The following is a 22,066-nucleotide window of genomic DNA, read 5'->3' on the forward strand; positions in this document are numbered from 1 at the left end:
AACTCCTTCGCTGAGTTAAAATAAGTAGGAATAACAGTTCGAGTTTCATGTAATCTTTTTCCAATCATTGCTTATGTTTGAAAATGTAACATGGTTGTAGAGGGGAGTCAAACAAGAATGTCAAATAACATGACATCAGAAGGTTGATTTGTGCAAGATCACAAATGATTGTTAAAGAAAAGGTGTGGGCTATCTTTTCATCTGAGCCATTTGCCTGGGATCAACTCGGTGAGGTTATGGAAACGTTATATAAACGTTTCTTCTCAGAATGGCTCCCAACAGCAGGTTATGAGCAAGTCGACGGTCTCGAACTCGAGGTTACAGGAAGCAAGGATGGACTGCAATTCGTCGAATTATGGTTTGCTGTGCGAAAAATAATGTAGCTTACTTACCAAATCAAAACAGGAGCCTCGAAAAGAAGGCTCCTGTTCACTAATAATCTAGATAACCATTTCATTTTAGATCAACCTCTTTAATCATCCGAATATATCGTTGCATTAAAACTTTCAGGCCCTATTCTAAAGTTCGTGATACTGTATTGAGGATTATAGGTGAAGACACTATACACAGTATAAGTAACCTGGCCACTGCTGGGGGCGGGAACATTATAATCCGAGCCATTGAAGGTTAATGTACAGGGACTAACCAAACGGTTACCTCTAACTATAACATATGAAAAATATACCAATGCCTGGATACCATCTGATTCGCGGTAAACCTCTATGCCAAGACTTCCTTGACTAGGCAGGTTATATGCCGTGAGGTTAATAGTTCCTGAGAAAAACGTTCGTAGCCATGGACCTGGATTCTTCACCTGAAGTCCAACCTGAGCCATTAACAACGGAATTCCATTTATAAAATTATCGAGATTTAATTCTCCTGTTCCATTAGAACCTTGAGATGTTCGAGCATCCAGCGTTTTGACCAAGGCGAACCACCTCTCTTATTCAAAATCAAATATTAATCGTCACTGTATGCGACAGCATTAAAACATTCTGGCCCAAGACGAGTCGCTATTTGCGAAGAAAGTGAATCTAAAAAAGTCAAGTAACATGAATACGTGAGCTGTCCACTTGGGGGAGGAGGCACATTGTAATCAGAACCTTCAAAACTCAGTAGCACGTTGTTTTGTACAGTGAATATAGACTGTTGAAAAGTATAGATCGGTGTTCCTGTATTCGTAGGTCCTCTAAATATGTCAACTTGTATGACAGATGGCACTGAAATAACATTTGATACCACAATTTGGTAGCTTCCACTAAACTGTGTACGTATGACGGGTCCTGGATTGACAATGTTAAGTCCAAGGATACCTACTAGAGTAGGCAAGCGAGTAACGAGAACAATATTCAAGGGAGTCGTGCCGTCCGATCCGAGTGAAGTACGAGCATCAAGTGTACGTACCACGATCATTCCTCCAAACTATAGTTTTTTCATATTATTTTGTCATATAAGATACTATATGGAAGTTGAAAGAATAATGTATAGATGTTATTACCTTAAACGAAAAAGAGGTGTTTATTTATCTGCTGGAGTAAGTAAATGGATGCCATCATATTTACCGCTATACTTGTTTTCATGGTTTAATACCATTGTATCTATATCACTTAAAGTAGGGGTTCTAAAATGAGCAAATATATAATCGGAATAGATCTGGGCGGTACCAATATTAAATCCGCTGTGTTTAATACAGCATTTAAGAAAATCCACGAACGAAGTGATACTACGGAAGCCGACAAAGGCCCGATCCATGTGTTAAATAGAATAGTGAACATCACGCAAGAAATGATGGCGGCCGAAGGAATCTATCCTGAAGAGGTACATTGCATGGGTATAGGTGTGCCTGGATTGCTAGATCCACAAACGGGCTTATCTATATTTTCGCCTAACTTCCCCGAATGGGAGAATATCCATGTCGTTGATCACATGAACAAACGTTTTGATTTCCCTGTTTTTATCGACAATGACGTACGCGTGAATCTATATGGTGAATGGCGTTTTGGTGCAGGTGTCGGTTGCCGCAACTTGGTATTAATCACGTTAGGAACCGGTCTGGGCTCTGGAATCGTTAATGACGGGAAGGTAATCTACGGAGCAACCTCAAGTGCAGGGGAAATTGGACACATGAATATGTATAGAGAAGGCCGTGCTTGCCGTTGCGGGAGTTCAGGATGCCTGGGCAGATATGTATCTGCTATTGGAATGGTTCGAACGTTCACGGAAAAGCTGGAGGCAGGCCGATCCAGTATGATTACGGAGTGGATAGAAGGAGATCCGTCCAGAATTACCGCTCATATGATCTCGAATGCGTATGACCTTGGCGACGTACTTGCTGTTGAAGTCATGCACGAAACAGGAGAGATATTAGGTTTCGGCCTTTCCAATGTCATAAATATGCTGAATCCCGAAATGATTATCGTAGGGGGCGGCATGTCCGCAGCCGGCGATCGTCTCCTTAACACCGTCCGTAATACCGTGGTAAATCACTCATTAAAGCTCGCTTCGGGAGCTTGTACCATCGTGCAAGCCAAACTGGGCGGACAAGCGGGCATGATCGGTGCCGCCGCATACGCGAATCACAGGTTACTTTCGAACACCGGAATGTAAGCATGACTAAACAAACCTTCAAAAGCCGCTTTTACAGCGGTTTTTTGTTGTTTCTGATCCAATTTTGTTTAATCTTTTTTTCTTTGATCTTTAAATTGTTTCGGTGTACATCCCGTATACGTTTTGAACACTTTCGCAAAGTAACTCTGATCGTAAAAGTTTAAGAGGGTAGAAATCTCCGCTAACGTATAGTGAGAATACGTCAACAGATTTTGAGCTTCTTCAATTTTTGTTTTCAAAATAAACTGCGAAATGGAGATGCCTACTTCTTTTTTAAACAGATTGGACAAATAATTCGGATTCAACGAAGTGATTTCAGCCAGTTGTGAGATCGTAATCCGCTCGTTTAAATGGTTGAAGATATGGTTTTGGCATATGTTAATCGGTTTCGAGTATTTGTGTTTTTTACTGCGCTTCACACGTTCCGCAAAATCAAGCAGAGCAACCTCCATTAAATCCTCTACCGCTTGGCTGTCGGTTAAGTCCTCAATTTTAAGAATATAAAAATCACTAAGATTATAAGCAATCTCTTGAAAAACACCACCTTCTACCGCTGATCTTGTTGCAAGCGTGATCAGGGAGATCGCCAGATTCTTTTGACTACGCAGATAACTCGTCTTGGACAACACACTTTTTTTGCCTTGTTTGTGAATGGTATGAAAGGATTCCAACACCTTATCGGTTCTACCCAATCGAATGAAATCAAATACTTTCTTCTCTTTATCAATCTCCGTGTGAATGAGATTATTTTGACGGTCGTCTATGATTTGCTTATACGGTTGCTCGATTTCCAGCGTTTTTCTCCAACGGTCATCCTCATTTTTCATTAAGATTTCGTCTAGCGTTAGCTTTTTCTGATAGAGCATGAAATACATTGCCATACTGAGATTAATGAATTTAAACGTACTCATCACAGGGACTCCGTCGTAATACATCTTCATTTCGTGATGATCCGCTTTGGCTAACAAATCACTTAGAGTCACACGAATGATCTCCTCTGTCATTTTAAAATTGATAACCGGGCCTACGATAATGATTCCTTTCCACTGATGATCCGCAAGAATACGTATAGCGAAAAATTTCTCCAAATAGATTGTTTCACGAAGGACAGGAAGTGGCTCGAGTGGCATGCTGGAAAAGAGCTCTGTCATGATCTTATCGTCAGAGGGAAGTAAGGGATTAAGCTGGAAATCCACAGGGGTAACTTGATAGATCGGTTTATATTCATTATCAAAATAGTAGACGGGTACATTGTATAAATGATGTGTCATATTACATATATATTCAAGGCTTTCATCACAACAGTTATTCATCACCAAGCCTCCGTTCCAGTCTAAGAAGTGAAAAACACATGTGAATATTCCTATTTACATGTGAAACTTACCATATGAAACCTCACAAGACCGATTATAATTTGTCATGAAATCGATTTCAAGCATGGATTTAAGGGGGATCAGCAACTCAATCAATATAATACAAGACCTACACCCTGAATTGAGAGCGTTATCAAATGATCAGATTCATCTTGTAATAAAAATCGACAATAGTTATTCCAAATTTTGAATAAAGAGGTGGATTTTTATGCGTCCTTTCGGATATAAGGATAAATTCGGCTATTTGTTTGGTGATTTTGGAAACGATTTCTTTTTCGCGCTAGTTGGCTCATTTTTAATGGTCTATTACACCGACGTATTTCATATTAACCCGGCAGCGGTGGGAGGATTATTCCTGTTAGCCCGTTTGTGGGATGCCGTAGCCGATGTCACATGGGGACGTTTTGTCGATACGCGTAAAGCAAGCAAACACGGTAAATTCAAACCATGGATTTATCGCATGTCATTTCCGCTCGTGATCTCCGGGGTACTCATGTTTGTTTACATTCCCGGAATGCCCGATGGATTTTATCTCGCCTACGCTTATGTTACTTATATTCTTTGGGGAACGCTTTACAGCACCGTTAACATTCCTTACGGTTCCATGGCTTCAGTTATTACTGCTGACCCAGTAGAACGAACCGTTCTGTCTACATGGAGATCGCTTGGAGCAACATTGGCGCAATTATTCGTAGGCGTGGTGGGCCCGTTGCTGTTGTTTGTAAATAACGAAGCGAATGCAAGCCGTTTTTTACTGGGAGCTGTTATTTTTGGAATATTGTCCATTGCTTCTTATATGGCGTGTTATACATTATCGCTCGAACGTGTTATCCCGGATATGAACGAGAAACCAAATACCAATCTGAGAAAAACATTATATGGACTTTTGAAAAACAAGCCGCTCATCGTCTTCCTGATCGGATCGCTCATTTTCTTGATCAATTTAATGTTGCTTGGCACGGTTAATACGTATTTGTTCAAAGACTATTTCGGTAACGCGCAATTACTTAGTGTGTTCAGTCTGGTGCAAGCTGCGCCTATATTTATCGGAATGCCGTTAATCAAACCGCTCGTAGCAAAGTTCGGAAAAAAAGAAGTTGCCGCTGCAGGCTTTTTACTCTCAACGCTTGTTTACTTGCTGCTGTATTTCATTCCGAATCTTTCCGCTATTCAATACATGGCGATTCTGTTCGTCGGGTTGCTAGGATACGCTCTGTTCAATCTGATCAGCTGGGCGTTTATCACAGATTTGGTTGACTATCATGAACATGTTACAGGACTCCGGGAGGATGCGACGATATATTCCATCTATTCCTTTTCACGTAAAGTCGGGCAGGCCGTTGCAGGTGGTATTGGCGGGGTAGCCATGGCGGCTGTCGGGTATAATGCTGCACTGCATGTGCAAACACCACGTACACTTGAAGGCATTTATTTTTTAGCGACCATTGTACCAGCTATAGGTCTGTTTCTCGTATTTATCTGCATTGCTTTCCTGTATCCATTAAACAAAAAACGTACAGCACAACTTGTAAGCGATATCAATGCAAAACGAATGAACTGATACCCGAGACCCGTTTCACAACGTGTATAAGGCAGGAGGTAGAGGAAGCCCCTATTTTATAGAGAATGAAGGAGATGTTCATATGTTATACCCTATTTTGACCGAGACACGTAATCTAATCGATCTGAATGGAATCTGGAATTTCAAGTTAGATGCCGGAGAGGGATTCAAGGATAATTGGCAAAAGGAAAAACTTCAAGATCCGATGCGCATGGCTGTCCCAGCCTCATATAACGATATCGGAGTAAGCGCCAAAATACGTGACCATGTGGGCTGGGTCTGGTATGAGCGTGAGATCACTTTGCCAAGTGTGATAAATGAAGAGAGAGTTGTATTGCGCTTTGGATCCGTTACTCATGTAGCCAAAGTGTATGTGAACGGGGAGTTTGTTGCCGAGCACAAAGGCGGCTTTTTACCTTTTGAAGCTGAAATAAACCGTTACTTGCACAAAGGGAAGAATCGCATAACCGTCGCTGTAAACAATATCGTAGACGAAACCACCTTACCCGTCGGCTCTATCATTGAGAAAAAACATTCGAACGGGCAAATAACGTTGCACAATCTGCCAAACTTTGATTTTTTCAACTATGCCGGTCTGCATCGCCCTGTAAAAATATACACAACACCAATGACCTATGTTAAGGATGTCACGATCGTAACCAAATTGGACGGACAGGTTCTGTATTCCATTGATGTGGTCGGCTCTGCGTCGGTTAAAGCTGAAATTATCGATGAATCCGGCTCTTTGGTTGCAACATCCGAAGGCGAATCAGGCACGATGATTATATCAGATGTTAGACTCTGGGAGCCGCTGAATGCTTACTTATACACGTTGCGCGCAGAATTGCAAACTGAAGGGAAAACCATGGATGTATATGAACAGCCATTCGGGGTGAGAAGTGTAGAAGTGAAAGAAGGCAAGTTCCTGATTAATGATAAACCCTTTTACTTCAAAGGGTACGGCAAACATGAGGATACGACCATTCATGGCAGAGGTTTTAATGAGGCAGCCAATGTGCTTGATTTTAATCTGATGAAATGGTCGGGAGCCAACTCCTTCCGTACCGCACACTACCCATATTCAGAAGAAGTGATGCGACTGGCAGATCGGGAAGGTTTTGTCGTGATTGATGAGGTGGCCGCGGTTGGCATGCATCTGAACATGCTGGTTGTGCATCGCGGGGGCGTGTTGAAAAACACATGGGACGAGCTTGATACGTTTGAACATCATCAGGACGTCATTCGGGAACTCATTGAGCGGGACAAAAATCACCCGTGTGTGGTCATGTGGAATATCGCTAACGAACCTGCCTCTGAAGAAAAGGGAGCCTATGAATATTTTAAACCGCTGATTGATCTGACGAGAGAGTTAGATCCACAGAAACGTCCGGTGACCATTGTTACTCAAATGGAATCCTCACCTGAGAAGGATCAGATTGCGGAGCTGTTGGATATTCTCACCTTTAACCGATATTACGGCTGGTATGTGGATGGTGGGGATTTGCACGCTGCCAAGGAAAAGCTTCGTGCTGAATTCAATGGCTGGTTAAAGCGATGCCCGAACAAACCTTTCATGATGACCGAATACGGGGCAGACACGGTTGCCGGATTGCATGATGTTGAACCTGTCATGTTTACAGAGGAATACCAAGTAGAATTTTACAAAGCCAACCATGAAGTATTCGATGAATTTGAGCACTTTGTCGGTGAACAAGTATGGAACTTTGCTGATTTTGCCACCAGTCAGGGAATTATTCGTGTACAAGGCAATAAGAAAGGCATTTTCACACGGGACCGTAAACCGAAAGCTATCGCACATGAACTGAAACGACGCTGGACGAGCATACCGGATTTTCATTATAAGGGCTAAGAACGAAACAGGAATATCTATATGAAGGAATATGTACATGAAGCAATCCGAGTGATCAAGAAGTAATTGTAGCGGTCAAGTCATTCTAGTGATCAATAGGTAAGCCAGCTAATCAATATGGTTAGCTGGCTCTTTTTATTTAGTAGCGGTGATAACACAGGTTGTAGGAGCAGGTCAGGAGGTAGCATGAGAATCGATAGTGAGTGTCCTTAACCGTCTGTGTCCGCTCCTTCAAACAACTGCTGAATCATTTTATCCTTGTTATTCAGAAATTCTTTCATGATTAAGAAATGATCGGTTTCCTCCAAGGTCTGTGATTCGATGCCTCCCGGTGTCAGGTTATAGATCTGCGCATCAGGATACGCCATCAGAATAGGAGAGTGGGTAGCAATAATGAATTGTGAATTTCGCTCTACCAGCTCATGAATTCGGGCAAGCATGGCCATCTGGCGAAGCGGCGATAATGCCGCCTCAGGCTCGTCCAGAATATAAAGGCCATGACCGCCAAACCGATGAACAAACGTGGAAAAAAAGGACTCTCCATGAGATTGCTCATGTAACGATTTACCGCCATATGAATCCTTGATGGGAGCACCATAGGAAGGCTCGCGATCCAACTCATCAATAGTTGTTGCCAGATTATAATAACTCTCGGCCCTGAAAAAGAAGCCGTCCTTGGGACGCCGTGTGCCTTTGACTAATTGAACATACTCATACAAGTTCGAATGCGTGGCTCGGGTAGAAAACGTAAAGTTCATCGTGCCGCCTTCGGGATTGAATCCCCATGACACGGCAATCGACTCCATTAACGTGGACTTGCCCATCCCGTTCTCACCAACAATGTACGTAACTTTGGGATGAAAATCCATCGTATGTAGATTACGAATAACAGGCAAGTCAAAAGGATACTCATCATAAGTAGCAATTAGATTCCGTTTAAGCTGTATTTGCCTCAAATAAGCTGGAGATCCTTGCAATTCATTTCACCCCCAGTAACGAATGACATGCCTCTACAGATTATATCTGTACATCATAACGATCGCGAAGGACTGACAAATGATGCAGTTCGTGTCCGGTAATCACATAAGCAATGGAACGAGTAGATGCCGTGTTATCATTGACCTGCCCCATACGCATCCAAGCTTCCGGACTCAGGCGGCGGAGCAGTACAATGGTGGAATACCGTACCGCTGCATATTCCTCAGCCAGATCAACCACGCTATACGTTTCAAAAGGATGACCTTCCATAAGCGTGTCCTGATCATATCCCGGAAGAGAGGTCTTGTCTCCTCTGGCGATGCGTAACAAACGGCCGCTCATAATTCGCTCATTATCAATAAGGTGACCAAAAACCTCTTTAACACTCCATTTCCCTTCACCATAGCGGTAATCGGCTTGTTCGTCGGATAATGCGCGAATTGCGCTCTCCACGCGTTCCGCCTGCTTTTGTAACAACTCAATGACATTTCCTTCAGGAACAAGGTTAATATATCCTTCGTAGAAAGCAGCATATTCCTCTTTGCTCGGTCTTTCGTTCATGTTAACTCTCCTTTAGTGGGCATCATTTTTTGTTTATTTTACCATTAATCTCGGTAGAACCGAAGAAAAGTCTAATAACTACTCTCATATGAGGATTGATCAATAATCGGTCAGGATAAGTCATTGTATGAATGTGCTAAAAACCTTATCTTAAAATTATAAGATAGCGCTACCATTTCACGTAGAAACTTTGAGAAACAAACAAGTCTGTTTCAGAAGTACAGCTGCTCATTAAGACTCACTGATGTTTGAATCGCTTAGGCGATACACCCGTCATTTGTTTGAATTGCCGGCAGAAATGTTCGACATTACGGTACCCGCATCTTTCCGCAATCTCTGCAACCGTATAGGGATGGTGTCTAAGGTACTCTTTAGCCAAACGGATCCGGCTATGGATGACATCATCTATGCAGGACAAACCGAATGATTTCTTATAAATGAGTTGCAAGTATCCCGGGCTGATATTCATGGTTTTAGCCATTGTAGCCACAGTCCATGGGTGACTTGGATGGTTGTGAATAGCTGTCCGAAGTTTCATCAGAGGATAATGCTGCGGGCCAATATTTTTTTGCACATAAGATTCAAGCAGTTTGTTAAACAATGTGCGAAGCAAATAATCGATGGACGATTCCTTGTATCCGTTCTGGAGAGAATGCTCTGCGACAAGTAATTGAAACAGCTTATGACAATATTCAGGATCATCTAATGCAAAAGGTTCACCCAGAGGGAGAGATGTTTCGGTTACATAGAGCTCGTCACTTGCAAAACGTATCCAATCGTTCGCATATCGGTTCGAGCAAGCGCGATAATATATTTTCGAATAGGGCGGATACAAGACAGCACAATGGGGCGGGAATTCTTGTAGTTGACCATTGACCCAGAACAGTGCCGGAGTCTGCGTAATGACCAACAGCCAGCAATCATGACCTTCAGGTATGTCAAACACAAATGGACTGTGATGCTCAGCGTCATATTCAACGTAAAAAATCGTATTCATCGTTTTTCACCTTTACCATGCGTATTATGAGTCTCGTCTACGTGTGCATCGAAACGCCGTTGAAATATGTACATTCTTGGCGTCTCCTAATTATACGAAAGTTATCTTGAATGCAATAGAAAAAAGGAGTGCATTTTCCGATGAAAAAACAAGGTTTAAACCCTTACCTCCCATCATGGGAATACGTGCCTGACGGTGAGCCTTACGTGTTTAACGATAGAGTATATGTATTCGGGTCTCATGACAGGTTTAATGGACATGCGTTTTGTCTGAACGATTATGTGTGCTGGTCCGCACCTGTAAATGACCTTGGGAACTGGCGCAATGAGGGAGTTATTTATCAAAAAACAGATGATCCGCTGAACCCCGACGGTCATATGTGCCTTTATGCCCCCGATGTAACAATTGGACCGGATGGTCGCTATTATCTATATTATGTACTGGATAAAGTGCCTGTTGTTTCTGTAGCGGTATGCGATTCGCCTGCGGGTAAATATGAATTCTATGGATATGTTCAATATACAGACGGCACTCGGCTCGGGGAACGAGAAGGGGATGAGCCGCAATTCGATCCAGGTGTGTTGACAGAAGGAGAGTTCACTTATCTCTACACGGGCTTCTGTGCACCTGGTGACCGTTCCAGACACGGAGCAATGGCGACAGTGCTTGGCTCGGATATGCTAACGATTGTAGAGGAACCGGTATTTATAGCCCCAAGTCAGCCGTATAGTGATGGAAGCGGGTATGAAGGACATGAATTTTTTGAAGCTCCTTCGATTCGCAAAAGGGGAGACCTCTACTACCTCGTATACTCCTCGGTCGTCATGCATGAATTATGTTACGCAGCCAGTACGTCTCCAACTCAAGGCTTTAAATATCAAGGTGTAATTGTGAGCAACTGTGATCTTCACATCGATTCATACAAGCCAGCTGGAAAGCCCATGTATTATGGAGGGAACAACCATGGAAGTATCGTAGAGATCAACAAGGAGTGGTACATTTTTTACCACAGACATACGAATGGAGATGCATTTAACCGGCAGGGATGTATTGAAAAGCTTAACTTTGAAAAGGATGGATTCATCTCTCAAGTTGAAATGACCTCTTGTGGTTCGAATGGGGAACCTTTGGAAGGTAGAGGCGAATACCCCGCCTATCTTGCGTGCAACCTTTTTACCCAAGAGGATCAATTGTATACGGGTGGATTTGGTGCAGGCGCTTGGCTCGACAGTCGTTTTCCGAAAATTACCCAAGATGGCCGAGATGGCGACGAAGAAACCGGATATATTGCCAATATGACGGAATCTGCGACAGCTGGTTTTAAATACTTCGATTGTAAAGACATTCAACAAGTCACGATTAAGGTACGTGGATACTGCAATGGTAGCTTTGAGGTAAAAACCGCTTGGGACGGACCCGTTCTGGGGACAATCCCGGTACACTTCACCAATGTATGGAAGTCGTATGCTGCCGCGATTCGCATTCCAGACGGTAAGCAGGCCTTGTATTTTACATACCAGGGGATGGGCAGCGCGAGCCTGGCTTCATTTGAATTGAATTAACTTCATTTACCTTCGAAAGTTTCAAGCAGCCAGTGGTGAGGGCACTCATCCTTGAGCTGCTTTTTTCTTTTTCACAAGGGAACGCGTTTCCTTTTAAACAGTACGTTCTTCTCCGTCTTTGCGATTTATTTGTCTTGTGTAAGACTCATCACCTCCTGCTGGGCATGCATGCGAAATTCACTTGGCGCGGTGCCTGTCCAGCGTTTGAACTGACGGCTGAAATGTGCATTCGTTTTGTATCCGAGCATCATGGCAATATGATCAATATTCAGATCGGTTTGTTTTAACAGCCGCTGGGCTTCGTTCAGTAACGTTTCCGATAAATACTTGCGCGGTGCCTGACCGTACACTTCTCGGAAAATTCGATTGACCTGTGACGTACTCAAGTTGAGCGATTTAGCAATATCCTGAATCCAGGTTCGGTTCGTTTCCTGAATCTCACTATGTACATGGATATATCTTACCGAGTCCTCGATATACTCAGCAATCTGATGGGCAATCGCCTCTTTTCTGGATACTGTAACGGATGTTTTCTGCGATAACTGTCCGACGAGTGAGCCAAGAAGCTCAAATACAGCGGCATGCACCTTCATTTGTTTCGAGGAGGATAAAGATTCAGACAAATGCTCTGTAGACAGATCATACAACGTAGAGAGGATCGGGGACATGGCCATGGCAAGATTCGATGTTGCTGGATAGTAGGTGTCTTTGCTACGGTTGAGTTCCCGGCAAAAAGAAGTATCATGTACACTGAAATGAACCGAAAAATAGGCAAACCCTTCTGGCCCTGCCCCTGTGCAAGCATGGGTGGTTCCCGGACGAATGAACAAAAGATCTCCTTCAGACTGCTGATGCAGTTTCCCATTGATCATCATATTCATCGTACCCTCCATCATCCAGTGAATTTCATACATCGAATGTTCATGGGATGGATATGTCCAGTTCGAATCTGCTTTTCTTGCATGCAACCCCATTAATTGAAACGACAGACGAACATCAGGCAAACGGCCTAAATAAATCGCTTCTGAATGCTTCGCCACAGCAAGTCCCCCTCATCCTGTACAATTTTTAAGATTGTTTATGTTTGAACTAACCCTTTACACAAAAACGGAGAGGACAGAAAAAAACCTGAAAAAGCGAAGCTAAAAGCTTTCTGAAAGAAAGCTACTTCGGAAGCATAAGCTTCGCCTTTATCACCGGATTTTTCCCTTTGAAAAAGGGAATCCAAAAAATCTGGGGATAACCGCTACTCTCCAGGTTATTCTGTCATCGGAGTGTCCGTGTAAATCAACTCGTTGTGAAACTTATATCCTCATTTTAACAGAAAGTTGATGCGTGAAAAGGGTAAATGGTCGGAGTGATTAGAACATCGTCATGAGACATGGCGAATGCTAATCTAGAATTATCAACCCAATAGGGGCACAGGAGGCACGCTTACATGCGAATTATTCGATTTCTGGATGGAGAACAGAAGTGGCTGGCAGCCGTGACGGATGATGAACAAGCCTATCGTTTGCCACAGACTGATTTCATGACATTGATCTACCAAGCGAGAGAACAGGGCGTTTCAACAGTCCAACTTGTTGAAAGCGCTTTTAAACCTCTAAACAAACTGACCGACGATTGGACAACCCTGCATATTGTCAATCCCATTGAAGCACCCGAAGTATGGGCAGCAGGTGTAACTTATCAGCGAAGCCGGGAAGCTCGTAATTATGAAGCAACCGATGGCAAGCTGGATGCGACTACCTTTTACGATAAAGTTTATGATGCAGAACGTCCGGAAATTTTTTTCAAATCCACAGCTGCACGTACCATTGGACCCAATGAAGCGGTCACGCTCCGCAGTGATTCCACATGGCAGATTCCAGAGCCCGAGCTTGGGCTTGTGCTTGCCGCTGATGGCAGCATTGTAGGATACATCGCAGGCAATGACATGAGTTGCCGGGATATCGAAGGGGAGAACCCACTGTATCTGCCGCAGGCCAAAATATGGCGCAATTCTTGCTCCATCGGGCCAGCGATCCGGCTAGCGGAAACGGTGCAGAACCCCTATGACCTGAGCATTATTTGCGAGATCTACCGCAATGGAGAAATCGTCGTAAAAAGTGAAGCCAGCACGAGTGAATTAAACCGCAAGCTGGATGAACTCGTTTCGTTTTTGGCTAGAGACAACGATTTGTTCGACGGTACGGTACTCCTGACAGGTACAAATATTGTGCCTCCTAATGATTTTACCCTGGAGCCAGAGGATCGCATTGAGATTTCAATTAGCGGCATCGGGACACTGATTAATCCCGTTGTTTCAAATGATTCTAACGCGTGACAATCCGACAATTGGAACTCGAACCACGAATTAGAGAGGATGAAAACAATGAGCGCTTTTCAATTAGAGCAGACCTATAACAATTTTATTAACGGAGAATGGGTGAAGGCTTCCAGCGGCAAAACAGAACCTAGTATCAACCCGGCTAATCGAAATGAAGTGGTGGGGCATGTACCTGCATCTGGCGTGGAAGACCTGAATCAAGCCGTGGCGGCAGCCAAAGCAGCGGCAAAGTCATGGCGGAGATTAACTGGCGCTGAACGAGGTAATTTTCTTTTTCAGGCAGCAAACGTACTGGAACGCAGAGCGAATGAAGTCGCGGAAGCGATGACGAGAGAAATGGGGAAAACGTTCCCTGAAGCCAAAGGAGAAACGATGCGAGGCGTCGCGATCTTGAGATATTACGCAGGTGAAGGCATGCGCAAAACAGGCGATGTCATTCCGTCCACGGACAGCGAAGCTTTAATGTTTACAACGCGCGTACCGCTTGGTGTTGTTGGTGTAATCGCACCGTGGAACTTCCCGGTAGCTATTCCGATCTGGAAAGCTGCACCTGCGTTGATCTATGGCAACACGGTTGTTCTGAAACCTGCACAGGAGACAGCGGTTACAGCAGCCAAAGTTTTGGAATGTTTCGAAGAAGCAGGCCTTCCGGCCGGCGTTCTCAATCTGGTGTGCGGTAAAGGCTCGGTGATCGGTTCTGCACTGGCTGAACATGCAGATGTGAACGGAATTACCTTTACAGGCTCCAATGAAGTGGGCAAAAGGGTCGGTGCTGCTGTACTGGCTCGTGGGGCCAAATATCAGCTTGAAATGGGTGGCAAAAACCCGGTTATCATTGCTGCTGATGCTGATCTTGATTTGGCGGTGGAAGGAACGATTAGCGGCGGCCTGAAATCAACGGGTCAGAAATGTACGGCGACCAGCCGTGTCATTATTGAACGAAACGTCTATGATGCTTTCAAGGAAAAGCTTCTGGCAAAAGTTGAGGAAATTCGTTTGGGTGATGGTATGTCTGGCGAGAGCTGGATGGGTCCATGCGCAAGCGAAGGACAGCTTAATACGGTGCTGAGTTATATTCAAAAAGGACAGGATGAGGGTGCAGTTCTATTAGCCGGAGGAAACAGACCGGACAGCCCTGAGCTTGCAGAAGGATTTTATGTACAGCCGACGGTATTTGAAGGTGTCGGATCCCACATGTCAATCGCTAGAGAAGAAATATTTGGCCCGGTGCTAGCCTTAATGCCTGTAGATTCCATTGAAGAAGCTATAGAGCTAGCCAATGATAGTGACTATGGATTAAGTGCTTCGATCTATACGCAAAACGTTGGATCGATGCTTTCGTTTATTCGTGATATGGACGCTGGACTTGTAAGAATTAATGCGGAAACAGCGGGTGTTGAGCTGCAGGCTCCGTTTGGCGGTATGAAGATGTCCAGTTCCCATTCCAGAGAGCAAGGTCAGGCTGCTATTGAATTTTTCACCGCAATCAAAACCGTCTTCGTGAAGTCTTAAACTGCGGGGAGGGATATTATGTACGAACAGATTCGATCCATTATGGATGAAAATTCGCCTGATCTGAGTAACAAAGTATCCCAATCAGGGGTAAAGACAACCAATTCCGACGGAATGGCGTTGGATCGAAGTGAGAAGCAGTCGGGCCTCTTCACGATTCAAGCGCATGCTCCCGGGGTGGAAGGGCGTCTGCCACTAACCGATGATTTGCTGCGAAATGCGCCAAGCGGCGACTTGTTCGGCATGTCCCAGAATGTTGGCATGGGATGGAAGCCTGGGGAGTTAAACGGCAAACAGTATCTGATTTTAAGTACGCAAGGCGGTATACGCAATGAGGACGGCAGTCCGACGGCACTCGGTTATCATACGGGGCACTGGGAGGTCGGACTGCTGATGAAAGCGGCGGCAGAAGAATTGTCCAGTCGCGGCGGAATTCCGTTTGCGGGTTATGTCAGCGACCCCTGCGACGGCAGGTCGCAAGGTACGACCGGTATGTTCGACTCCCTGCCATACCGAAATGATGCCGCGATGGTGTTTCGCCGATTGATTCGGTCATTGCCGACACGCAAGGGTGTGTTAGGCGTGGCAACATGTGATAAAGGACTGCCAGCGATGATGCTTGCTCTCGCGGGTATGCCTCAGCTGCCAGGTGTTATTGTTCCTGGCGGTGTTACCCTGCCGCCTACGGATGGAGAAGACGCCGGGAAAATCCAAACGATCGGTGCAAGGTACTCGAACGGGGAGCTTTCACTGGAGATGGCGTCAGAGTTAGGATGCCGGGCTTGTGCTACCCCGGGCGGAGGCTGTCAGTTTTTGGGGACAGCTGCTACAGCTCAGGTTGTAGCAGAGGCGATGGGTATGACCGTGCCTCATGCCGCTCTCGCACCGTCCGGGCAACCGATCTGGATCGAGATGGCTCGGCAATCTTCGCGTGCCCTGATCCAAATGGAGAGCCAAGGGATCAAAATGGCGGACATTGTGACCGATGCGTCGATTCGTAATGCGATGGTTGTGCATGCGGCCTTCGGAGGCTCTACTAATCTGCTTCTTCATATTCCTGCCATCGCACACGCGGCTGGTCTAACCTTACCCAATGTACAGGACTGGATTCAGGTCAATAAACATGTTCCAAGACTGGTGAGTGCGCTACCCAATGGCCCCATTTTCTACCCGACCATTCGGGTTTTCCAAGCTGGTGGTGTGCCAGAAGTTATGCTTCACCTTAGACGACTCGGTTTGTTGGATGAGACCGTGAAGACGGTAACAGGAACATCGCTGAGCCACGTCCTGGATTGGTGGGAAGCATCCGAGCGTCGGCATGTTATGCGAAAACAATTGCAAGAAGCGGATGGCATCGATCCGGACAGTGTCATTATGAGTGCGGAACACTCTCAGCGTCTCGGCATTTCCTCTACCGTTACATTTCCAACGGGCAACATCGCTCCGGAAGGGTCTGTTATCAAATCAACGTCCATTGACCTGGATGTACTGGATGAGCACGGTGTATACCGTCACCGGGGTACGGCCAAGGTATTTACCACGGAACGCGAAGCCATCCGTGCAATCAAAACAGGAGGCATTATTGCGGGTGACATTATTGTCCTGCTTGGACGCGGGCCATCCGGAACAGGGATGGAGGAAACGTATCAACTCACCTCCGCACTTAAACACCTGTCCTTTGGCAAACATGTTTCGCTCATTACCGATGCCCGTTTCTCCGGTGTATCTACCGGTGCGTGCATTGGTCATGTTGGCCCCGAAGCGCTGGCCGGAGGCCCGATTGGCAAGCTGCGAAACGGTGATTTGATTGACATTGTGGTGGATCGGAACACGCTGGATGGAAGTGTTGATTTTGTCGGAGCGGAAGGGATCGAGGTTTCTCCCGAAGAAGGGGCACTGATCCTTGCACAGCGTCCTTTTCATCCAGATATGCGACCGGACCAGGCACTGCCTGATGATACACGCTTGTGGGCAGCGCTACAATCGGTCAGTGGAGGCACCTGGAGAGGGAATGTATACGATGTTGACCGGATAATAACAGCCCTTGAGGCTGGCAAAAAGGCTCTCGGATGGCAATGAGGCATCTGAAATCAATGCATTTTTATAGCATGTGCTAACCAGTCCAGCAATGATTATACCGCCATTACTTTTTACCGGAGGTTGCTTTGATGAATACGACTACAACCATGATTACCAATCCGATTCTCACTGGCTTTCATCCCGATCCTTCCATATGCCGGGCAGGAGAAGATTATTATATTGCCACATCCACCTTCGAGTGGTTCCCGGGTGTACGTATTCACCACTCCAGGGATCTGGTTCACTGGCGTGCACTACCTTCGCCATTGACGCGACAATCTCAGTTAAACATGGAGGGGAATATCAACTCTGGAGGCGTATGGGCGCCTTGTCTCAGCTATGATCAGGGTGTGTTCTATCTGATCTATACGGATGTGAAGAGCAGGATAGGTGCTTTTAAAGATACTCACAACTACCTCGTGACTGCAACGGATATCGAAGGCCCTTGGTCCGATCCGATCTATCTGAACAGCAGCGGTTTTGACCCTTCATTATTTCATGATGAAGATGGACGCAAATGGCTGGTGAACATGATTTGGGATCATCGTAAAGGCAAAAACCACTTTGCGGGTATTGTACTTCAGGAATATTCGGTTCAGGAGCAAAAGTTAGTCGGCTCTGCGATCCATATTTTTAAAGGAACAGAACTGGGCCTGACAGAGGCACCGCACCTGTATAAACACAACGACTATTATTACTTAGTCACAGCTGAAGGTGGAACAGGTTACGAGCATGCCGTTACAGTTGCTCGTTCACGTACATTAGAAGGCCCGTATGAAGTTGATCCGACCAATCCGATACTCACCTCACAAGGTAGGACGGATTTGAAACTGCAAAAGGCGGGGCACGGAAGTCTCGTTGAAACGCAAACGGGCGAGTGGTATATGGCACATCTGGTAGGCAGGCCTGTTCAGGAAAAACATTGTATCCTAGGGCGTGAAACGGCCCTGCAACGCTGTACGTGGAGTGAGGATGGATGGTTAAGGCTTGCAAGCGGGGATCGATATCCAGAGCTTCAGGTATCCGCACCGAATATCCAACCACATCCGTTTGAACCGATAGCGGAGATAGACCACTTCGATCATGCAGAGCTTGGTAACGACTGGAATACTCTTCGTATCCCGCCGGACGAAACCTGGCTGACACTGAAGGAACGTCCTGGCTATTTACGCTTGTATGGGATGGAATCGATGAGTTCAACGCACAGACAAAGCATGCTTGCTCGCAGACTCCAGACTTTCGCGTGTGAAGCCGAAACATGCCTTGAATTCGCGCCGGATCATCCACAGCAAATGGCTGGACTAATCCTCTATTACGATACGCGGGATTACCTCTACCTTAGGGTGACGGATCATGAAGAAAAAGGACTATGCCTTGGCATCCTCCAGTCTAAATACGGAGTGTATGATGAGCTTTTGCAGGAAGACATTCCGCTGCAGGCAGGCAGCCGAATCCGCTTAAAAGCAGTGGTTCAACATGATCGTGCCTGCTTTTACTATGCGTCAGGAGATCCTGTAGATTCATGGATTCAAATTGGTGACTGGACGGATATTACGCATCTATGCGATGAATCCCCGGAATATATCCGGTTCACGGGAACCTATATTGGTCTTTGTGTGCAGGATCTCGGCGGAACCCGCAAACATGCTGACTTTGATTATTTTCGTTATACTACATCATAAAAATAAAAAAGGAGGCTCCTGTTTCTACGGGAGCCTTCTTTAGGTTGAGCGACAGAAGTTTCCAGCGGTTAACTGCGTTTTAATTAGTTCGCGTCATAAATCGAATTCAAGTATTGCAGGATCGATGCGCTTTCCTCCATGGAGGAGCGTAGCGCGATGTAGCCGTCGGGACGAATCAATATAAGTGTTTCGCTTGTAACATCGTACATACGATAGGCATTACCCGCCGTGTCAATGATGCATTCTTCCCCTTCGACATATGATGGCACAATGCAATGCATATGGAGTTCATCAAAAGTGAATTCCTGCAAAGAACGGTGATCTGTACGGATTACAAAAGCTAAAAGAGTCCAGTGCGGGCCACGCAACAGGTCAAAGACATCTCCTGTGAACTCAGAACCTTGCAGACCCTCTGCATTAGGAGCACGATCTCCAGGCATTGAACGGGTAACATCAGCTTGAAGAGAGGGGAGGGTAAGAGAACTTGCGCGGTAGGAAATAAGAAGCCCGCTCGTCAGATCATCAGATACGGTGCTCAAGGATTGGGATAATGCTCCTCGTTCCGTCGCTGTCCCTAAGATGGCTCCCATTTTTTTAGTGCTATCCTCAAGCACCGCTTGAGCCACGGGACGGCGTTCTTCATCATAGGTGTCCAGAAGTGAGTTGTTCGCTCCGCGTATGACGGCTCCCAGTTTCCATCCTAAGTTGTAGGCGTCCTGCATCCCGGTATTCATGCCTTGCCCTCCGGCTGGTGAGTGAACATGCGCGGCGTCGCCGGCGAGAAAAACACGACCATTGCGGTAAGATTCAACCATTCGCACGTTGATCCGGTAAATAGATAGCCAAGAGGCATCCATAAGCCGAACATGTCCAGCACCTGCACGCCTTTTAAACATATCCTGATATACTTCTAACGACGGCTTTTCGGGTTCCTCGGTCTCTGACGGAATGGTAGCTTGCAGCTGCCAAATGTCGGATTTCGGTAATGGTGTTACTCCGACCATGCCCTCCGGAGAAGTCCAGATATGGATATGATTGCGATCCAGTCCTTCCAAACGTACATCGCCAAGATACCACCGTTCATGATCGTGTGTCTCCCCAACCAACGGAAGATGGATAAACTTGCGAATGCTACTTTTCCCACCATCAGCGCCAACCACATAACGGGCATGGATTTGCTCTTTTCCTTCTGGTGTATTGACCGTTACCTGCACACCCTCCGAATCTTGAACAAGTTCTACAGCGTCCATCCCCAACTCAACTTTACCGCCAAACCTGGTATATTGGTCGCGTAATGCCTTTTCCACATCAAATTGAGCAATCCAGACCGGTTCAGGATAAGGTGAGCCCAGTTCAGCGCTGGCCGCAACGGTAATCGAAGACTTAACCAGACTGCTGCCGTCTTCGGTGTAATATCGCACAGGCAAATCAATGACTCCTGTGTCCATGATGTATCGGATGGCCTCTAAATCATCAGCGACTTCAAGTGATCGGGGCTGAATTCCTTTTGCGCGAGACGCTGTGTTGTATGAGGTGCCTCGCTCAATAATCCGATGGTCTACGTTTCGACGGGCAAGGTCGCAAGCTAGTGTAAGTCCTGTTGGTCCGGCCCCGACGATGAGAACATCAACAAAAGACTGCACGGTTTCCATGAAAGAATCCTCCTTGGTCATACAATTTTATAGAGTACATTAACTAAACTACACCGTGCAGTGTAATTTGTAAAGTCGAACTTATTTTTGCTAGTATAGATATAGGGGGGGAAGCTTAAGGATGGATACTACGGAAACAAAAAAAATCCGCAAAGGCTCTTCGGACAAAAGAGTTAAAATTATTACGGCGGCACGAGACCTTTTTTTATCCGATGGATTTGATCGTTCCAGTGTGGATGCAGTCGCAGCTAGAGCAGGCGTTTCCAAACGGACAGTGTATGATTATTACGGTGACAAACAGAACTTACTGATTGCAGTTGTAGAAGAAACCAGTGGGGCCGTTTTGGATATGATCCAACAGGCGATATCTGAATATCTCTCGGAGTTTGACGATCTGGAACAGGCTCTCATTTTGTTTTGTGAGCGATTCGTCGCTTCGGCAAACGGTTCTACGGATTATAGCGCTTTGATTCGTCTCATTACGATGGAAGCTGCCAACCTGCCAGTCTCGTTTTTGGAAAACCTGGATAATGCAACCGAAGAGGGAATTCTCCGGAGGTTCGCTGAGTTTGGACAAAACGGACTGCTTCATGTTCCTGATCCTGAACTGGCTACGAAACACTTCGCTGCCTTAACATTTTTATTGGTATTTAATCAACCAAAACAAAGTGGGGCTATACAGAATGAACAAACCAAACGGATCATCACGGAAGGCGTGCGGGCCTTCCTTCGCGCTTATGGACCACAAACCATTCGTCACGAAAATGAAACGATGCACTGATTATTGTCTTTGCTTCACGATACAGACTATTTACGAATAAACTCACTTGGAGTAAAAGTAGACCTTCCAACACTTGTTGTTGGAAGGTCTGTGAAGCATGTGGTGTAAATTTTTGCTGTCGAACACAAAACTACATTCTGGAGGGAATACATATGAAGCAATACAAAGTGATTCACCCGCATCAGTCGAATTATCCAGACCCCATTGTGTTGGCTAAGGGAGATATTGTGCATTACGGAGAGGAAGATACTGAATTTCCGAACTGGATTTTTTGTGAATCTATAGCGTCTAAAAAGCGTGGATGGGTGCCAAAGCAAATCCTCAGCACACCGAATGAAGAACAACAAGCTGAAGTCCAAGAAGACTACTCCGCGCTTGAATTAAATGTGATACCCGGTACTCTTGTGCAGAAAGAGCGTGAGTTAAACGAATGGAGTTTTGTGCATACGACTGAAGGTGACAAGGGGTGGGTACCCAATAAAGTCATCACCCCAGTAGAACAATAACCCTCAGACTCTTTTA

The 22,066-nt window shown here is 45.5% G+C and carries 18 protein-coding genes; 11 read left to right on the plus strand and 7 right to left on the minus strand.

Annotated elements, in window-relative coordinates:
- Positions 1–164 precede the first annotated feature (164 nt).
- Positions 165–383 carry an effector binding domain-containing protein gene (locus tag FS818_RS07340; protein WP_260989804.1) on the plus strand — a complete coding sequence of 73 codons (219 nt, stop codon included), beginning with the start codon at positions 165–167 and terminating at the stop codon, positions 381–383.
- An 89-nt stretch (positions 384–472) separates the two neighbouring features.
- On the opposite strand, the gene FS818_RS07345 is transcribed toward FS818_RS07340, so the two are convergent.
- The gene (locus FS818_RS07345; RefSeq protein ID WP_145330965.1) at positions 473–928 is read right to left on the minus strand and encodes a hypothetical protein; all 456 of its coding nucleotides are present in this window, start codon (positions 926–928) and stop codon (positions 473–475) included.
- Positions 929–1,626: 698 nt separating this feature from the next.
- On the opposite strand from FS818_RS07345, the gene FS818_RS07350 reads away from it, so the two are divergent.
- Positions 1,627–2,607, plus strand: coding sequence for an ROK family protein (locus tag FS818_RS07350; RefSeq protein WP_145330967.1), 981 nt, complete (start codon positions 1,627–1,629; stop codon positions 2,605–2,607).
- Positions 2,608–2,675: 68 nt separating this feature from the next.
- Here the strand turns inward: FS818_RS07350 and FS818_RS07355 are convergent, their stop codons facing one another.
- On the minus strand, positions 2,676–3,878 hold the full coding sequence (locus FS818_RS07355; protein ID WP_186375428.1) for an AraC family transcriptional regulator: 1,203 nt from the start codon (positions 3,876–3,878) through the stop codon (positions 2,676–2,678).
- A 310-nt stretch (positions 3,879–4,188) separates the two neighbouring features.
- Between FS818_RS07355 and FS818_RS07360 the strand changes: the two genes are divergently transcribed.
- Both FS818_RS07360 and uidA read left to right on the plus strand, forming a co-directional pair.
- Positions 4,189–5,541, plus strand: a complete 1,353-nt coding sequence (locus tag FS818_RS07360; protein ID WP_145330971.1) for an MFS transporter — start codon at positions 4,189–4,191, stop codon at positions 5,539–5,541.
- An 82-nt stretch (positions 5,542–5,623) separates the two neighbouring features.
- Positions 5,624–7,411 (plus strand): beta-glucuronidase, encoded by a 1,788-nt coding sequence (gene uidA, locus FS818_RS07365; protein WP_145330973.1) that lies wholly within the window; start codon positions 5,624–5,626, stop codon positions 7,409–7,411.
- A 209-nt stretch (positions 7,412–7,620) separates the two neighbouring features.
- On the opposite strand, the gene FS818_RS07370 is transcribed toward uidA, so the two are convergent.
- The 3 genes from FS818_RS07370 to FS818_RS07380 all read right to left on the minus strand — a co-directional run bounded on the left by FS818_RS07370 (position 7,621) and on the right by FS818_RS07380 (position 9,947).
- The gene (locus FS818_RS07370; RefSeq protein ID WP_260989805.1) at positions 7,621–8,367 is read right to left on the minus strand and encodes an AAA family ATPase; all 747 of its coding nucleotides are present in this window, start codon (positions 8,365–8,367) and stop codon (positions 7,621–7,623) included.
- A 61-nt stretch (positions 8,368–8,428) separates the two neighbouring features.
- On the minus strand, positions 8,429–8,950 hold the full coding sequence (locus FS818_RS07375; protein WP_145330975.1) for a DinB family protein: 522 nt from the start codon (positions 8,948–8,950) through the stop codon (positions 8,429–8,431).
- 238 nt (positions 8,951–9,188) lie between these two features.
- Entirely contained in the window at positions 9,189–9,947 is a 759-nt protein-coding gene (locus FS818_RS07380; protein ID WP_145330976.1) for an AraC family transcriptional regulator, read from the minus strand.
- A gap of 140 nt (positions 9,948–10,087) precedes the next feature.
- On the opposite strand from FS818_RS07380, the gene FS818_RS07385 reads away from it, so the two are divergent.
- Entirely contained in the window at positions 10,088–11,509 is a 1,422-nt protein-coding gene (locus tag FS818_RS07385) for a family 43 glycosylhydrolase (protein WP_145330978.1), read from the plus strand.
- A 125-nt stretch (positions 11,510–11,634) separates the two neighbouring features.
- Here FS818_RS07385 and FS818_RS07390 read toward each other — a convergent pair whose 3' ends face one another.
- A complete protein-coding gene (locus FS818_RS07390; protein WP_145330980.1) occupies positions 11,635–12,549 on the minus strand; it encodes an AraC family transcriptional regulator in 915 nt (304 codons plus the stop codon).
- Positions 12,550–12,947: 398 nt separating this feature from the next.
- On the opposite strand from FS818_RS07390, the gene FS818_RS07395 reads away from it, so the two are divergent.
- From FS818_RS07395 to FS818_RS07410, 4 genes are all read left to right on the plus strand, one after another.
- Positions 12,948–13,835, plus strand: coding sequence for a fumarylacetoacetate hydrolase family protein (locus tag FS818_RS07395; protein WP_145330982.1), 888 nt, complete (start codon positions 12,948–12,950; stop codon positions 13,833–13,835).
- A 48-nt stretch (positions 13,836–13,883) separates the two neighbouring features.
- Entirely contained in the window at positions 13,884–15,350 is a 1,467-nt protein-coding gene (gene gucD / locus FS818_RS07400) for an alpha-ketoglutaric semialdehyde dehydrogenase GucD (protein ID WP_145330984.1), read from the plus strand.
- Positions 15,351–15,464: 114 nt separating this feature from the next.
- Positions 15,465–17,429 (plus strand): YjhG/YagF family D-xylonate dehydratase, encoded by a 1,965-nt coding sequence (locus tag FS818_RS07405; RefSeq protein WP_145332800.1) that lies wholly within the window; start codon positions 15,465–15,467, stop codon positions 17,427–17,429.
- A gap of 89 nt (positions 17,430–17,518) precedes the next feature.
- On the plus strand, positions 17,519–19,111 hold the full coding sequence (locus tag FS818_RS07410; protein ID WP_145330986.1) for a glycoside hydrolase family 43 protein: 1,593 nt from the start codon (positions 17,519–17,521) through the stop codon (positions 19,109–19,111).
- Positions 19,112–19,194: 83 nt separating this feature from the next.
- Here the strand turns inward: FS818_RS07410 and FS818_RS07415 are convergent, their stop codons facing one another.
- A complete protein-coding gene (locus FS818_RS07415; RefSeq protein WP_145330988.1) occupies positions 19,195–20,763 on the minus strand; it encodes an FAD-dependent monooxygenase in 1,569 nt (522 codons plus the stop codon).
- Between the two features lie 121 nt (positions 20,764–20,884).
- Between FS818_RS07415 and FS818_RS07420 the strand changes: the two genes are divergently transcribed.
- Both FS818_RS07420 and FS818_RS07425 read left to right on the plus strand, forming a co-directional pair.
- On the plus strand, positions 20,885–21,544 hold the full coding sequence (locus FS818_RS07420; RefSeq protein WP_145330990.1) for a TetR/AcrR family transcriptional regulator: 660 nt from the start codon (positions 20,885–20,887) through the stop codon (positions 21,542–21,544).
- Between the two features lie 152 nt (positions 21,545–21,696).
- Positions 21,697–22,050, plus strand: coding sequence for an SH3 domain-containing protein (locus FS818_RS07425; RefSeq protein ID WP_145330992.1), 354 nt, complete (start codon positions 21,697–21,699; stop codon positions 22,048–22,050).
- Positions 22,051–22,066: the final 16 nt, after the last annotated feature.

The organism is Paenibacillus xylanexedens, assembly GCF_007680605.1.
In the GTDB taxonomy this organism is placed as follows: domain Bacteria; phylum Bacillota; class Bacilli; order Paenibacillales; family Paenibacillaceae; genus Paenibacillus; species Paenibacillus xylanexedens_B.

Bases quoted from the DNA above. Each gene is read 5' to 3' on its own strand.
- FS818_RS07340 (WP_260989804.1), top strand. From the start codon at position 165: ATGATTGTTAAAGAAAAGGTGTGGGCTATCTTTTCATCTGAGCCATTT.
- FS818_RS07380 (WP_145330976.1), bottom strand. From the start codon at position 9,947: ATGAATACGATTTTTTACGTTGAATATGACGCTGAGCATCACAGTCCA.
- FS818_RS07360 (WP_145330971.1), top strand. From the start codon at position 4,189: ATGCGTCCTTTCGGATATAAGGATAAATTCGGCTATTTGTTTGGTGAT.
- FS818_RS07425 (WP_145330992.1), top strand. From the start codon at position 21,697: ATGAAGCAATACAAAGTGATTCACCCGCATCAGTCGAATTATCCAGAC.
- gucD (WP_145330984.1), top strand. From the start codon at position 13,884: ATGAGCGCTTTTCAATTAGAGCAGACCTATAACAATTTTATTAACGGA.
- FS818_RS07395 (WP_145330982.1), top strand. From the start codon at position 12,948: ATGCGAATTATTCGATTTCTGGATGGAGAACAGAAGTGGCTGGCAGCC.
- FS818_RS07350 (WP_145330967.1), top strand. From the start codon at position 1,627: ATGAGCAAATATATAATCGGAATAGATCTGGGCGGTACCAATATTAAA.
- uidA (WP_145330973.1), top strand. From the start codon at position 5,624: ATGTTATACCCTATTTTGACCGAGACACGTAATCTAATCGATCTGAAT.
- FS818_RS07355 (WP_186375428.1), bottom strand. From the start codon at position 3,878: ATGACACATCATTTATACAATGTACCCGTCTACTATTTTGATAATGAA.
- FS818_RS07405 (WP_145332800.1), top strand. From the start codon at position 15,465: ATGGCGTTGGATCGAAGTGAGAAGCAGTCGGGCCTCTTCACGATTCAA.
- FS818_RS07415 (WP_145330988.1), bottom strand. From the start codon at position 20,763: ATGGAAACCGTGCAGTCTTTTGTTGATGTTCTCATCGTCGGGGCCGGA.
- FS818_RS07420 (WP_145330990.1), top strand. From the start codon at position 20,885: ATGGATACTACGGAAACAAAAAAAATCCGCAAAGGCTCTTCGGACAAA.
- FS818_RS07385 (WP_145330978.1), top strand. From the start codon at position 10,088: ATGAAAAAACAAGGTTTAAACCCTTACCTCCCATCATGGGAATACGTG.
- FS818_RS07410 (WP_145330986.1), top strand. From the start codon at position 17,519: ATGAATACGACTACAACCATGATTACCAATCCGATTCTCACTGGCTTT.
- FS818_RS07375 (WP_145330975.1), bottom strand. From the start codon at position 8,950: ATGAACGAAAGACCGAGCAAAGAGGAATATGCTGCTTTCTACGAAGGA.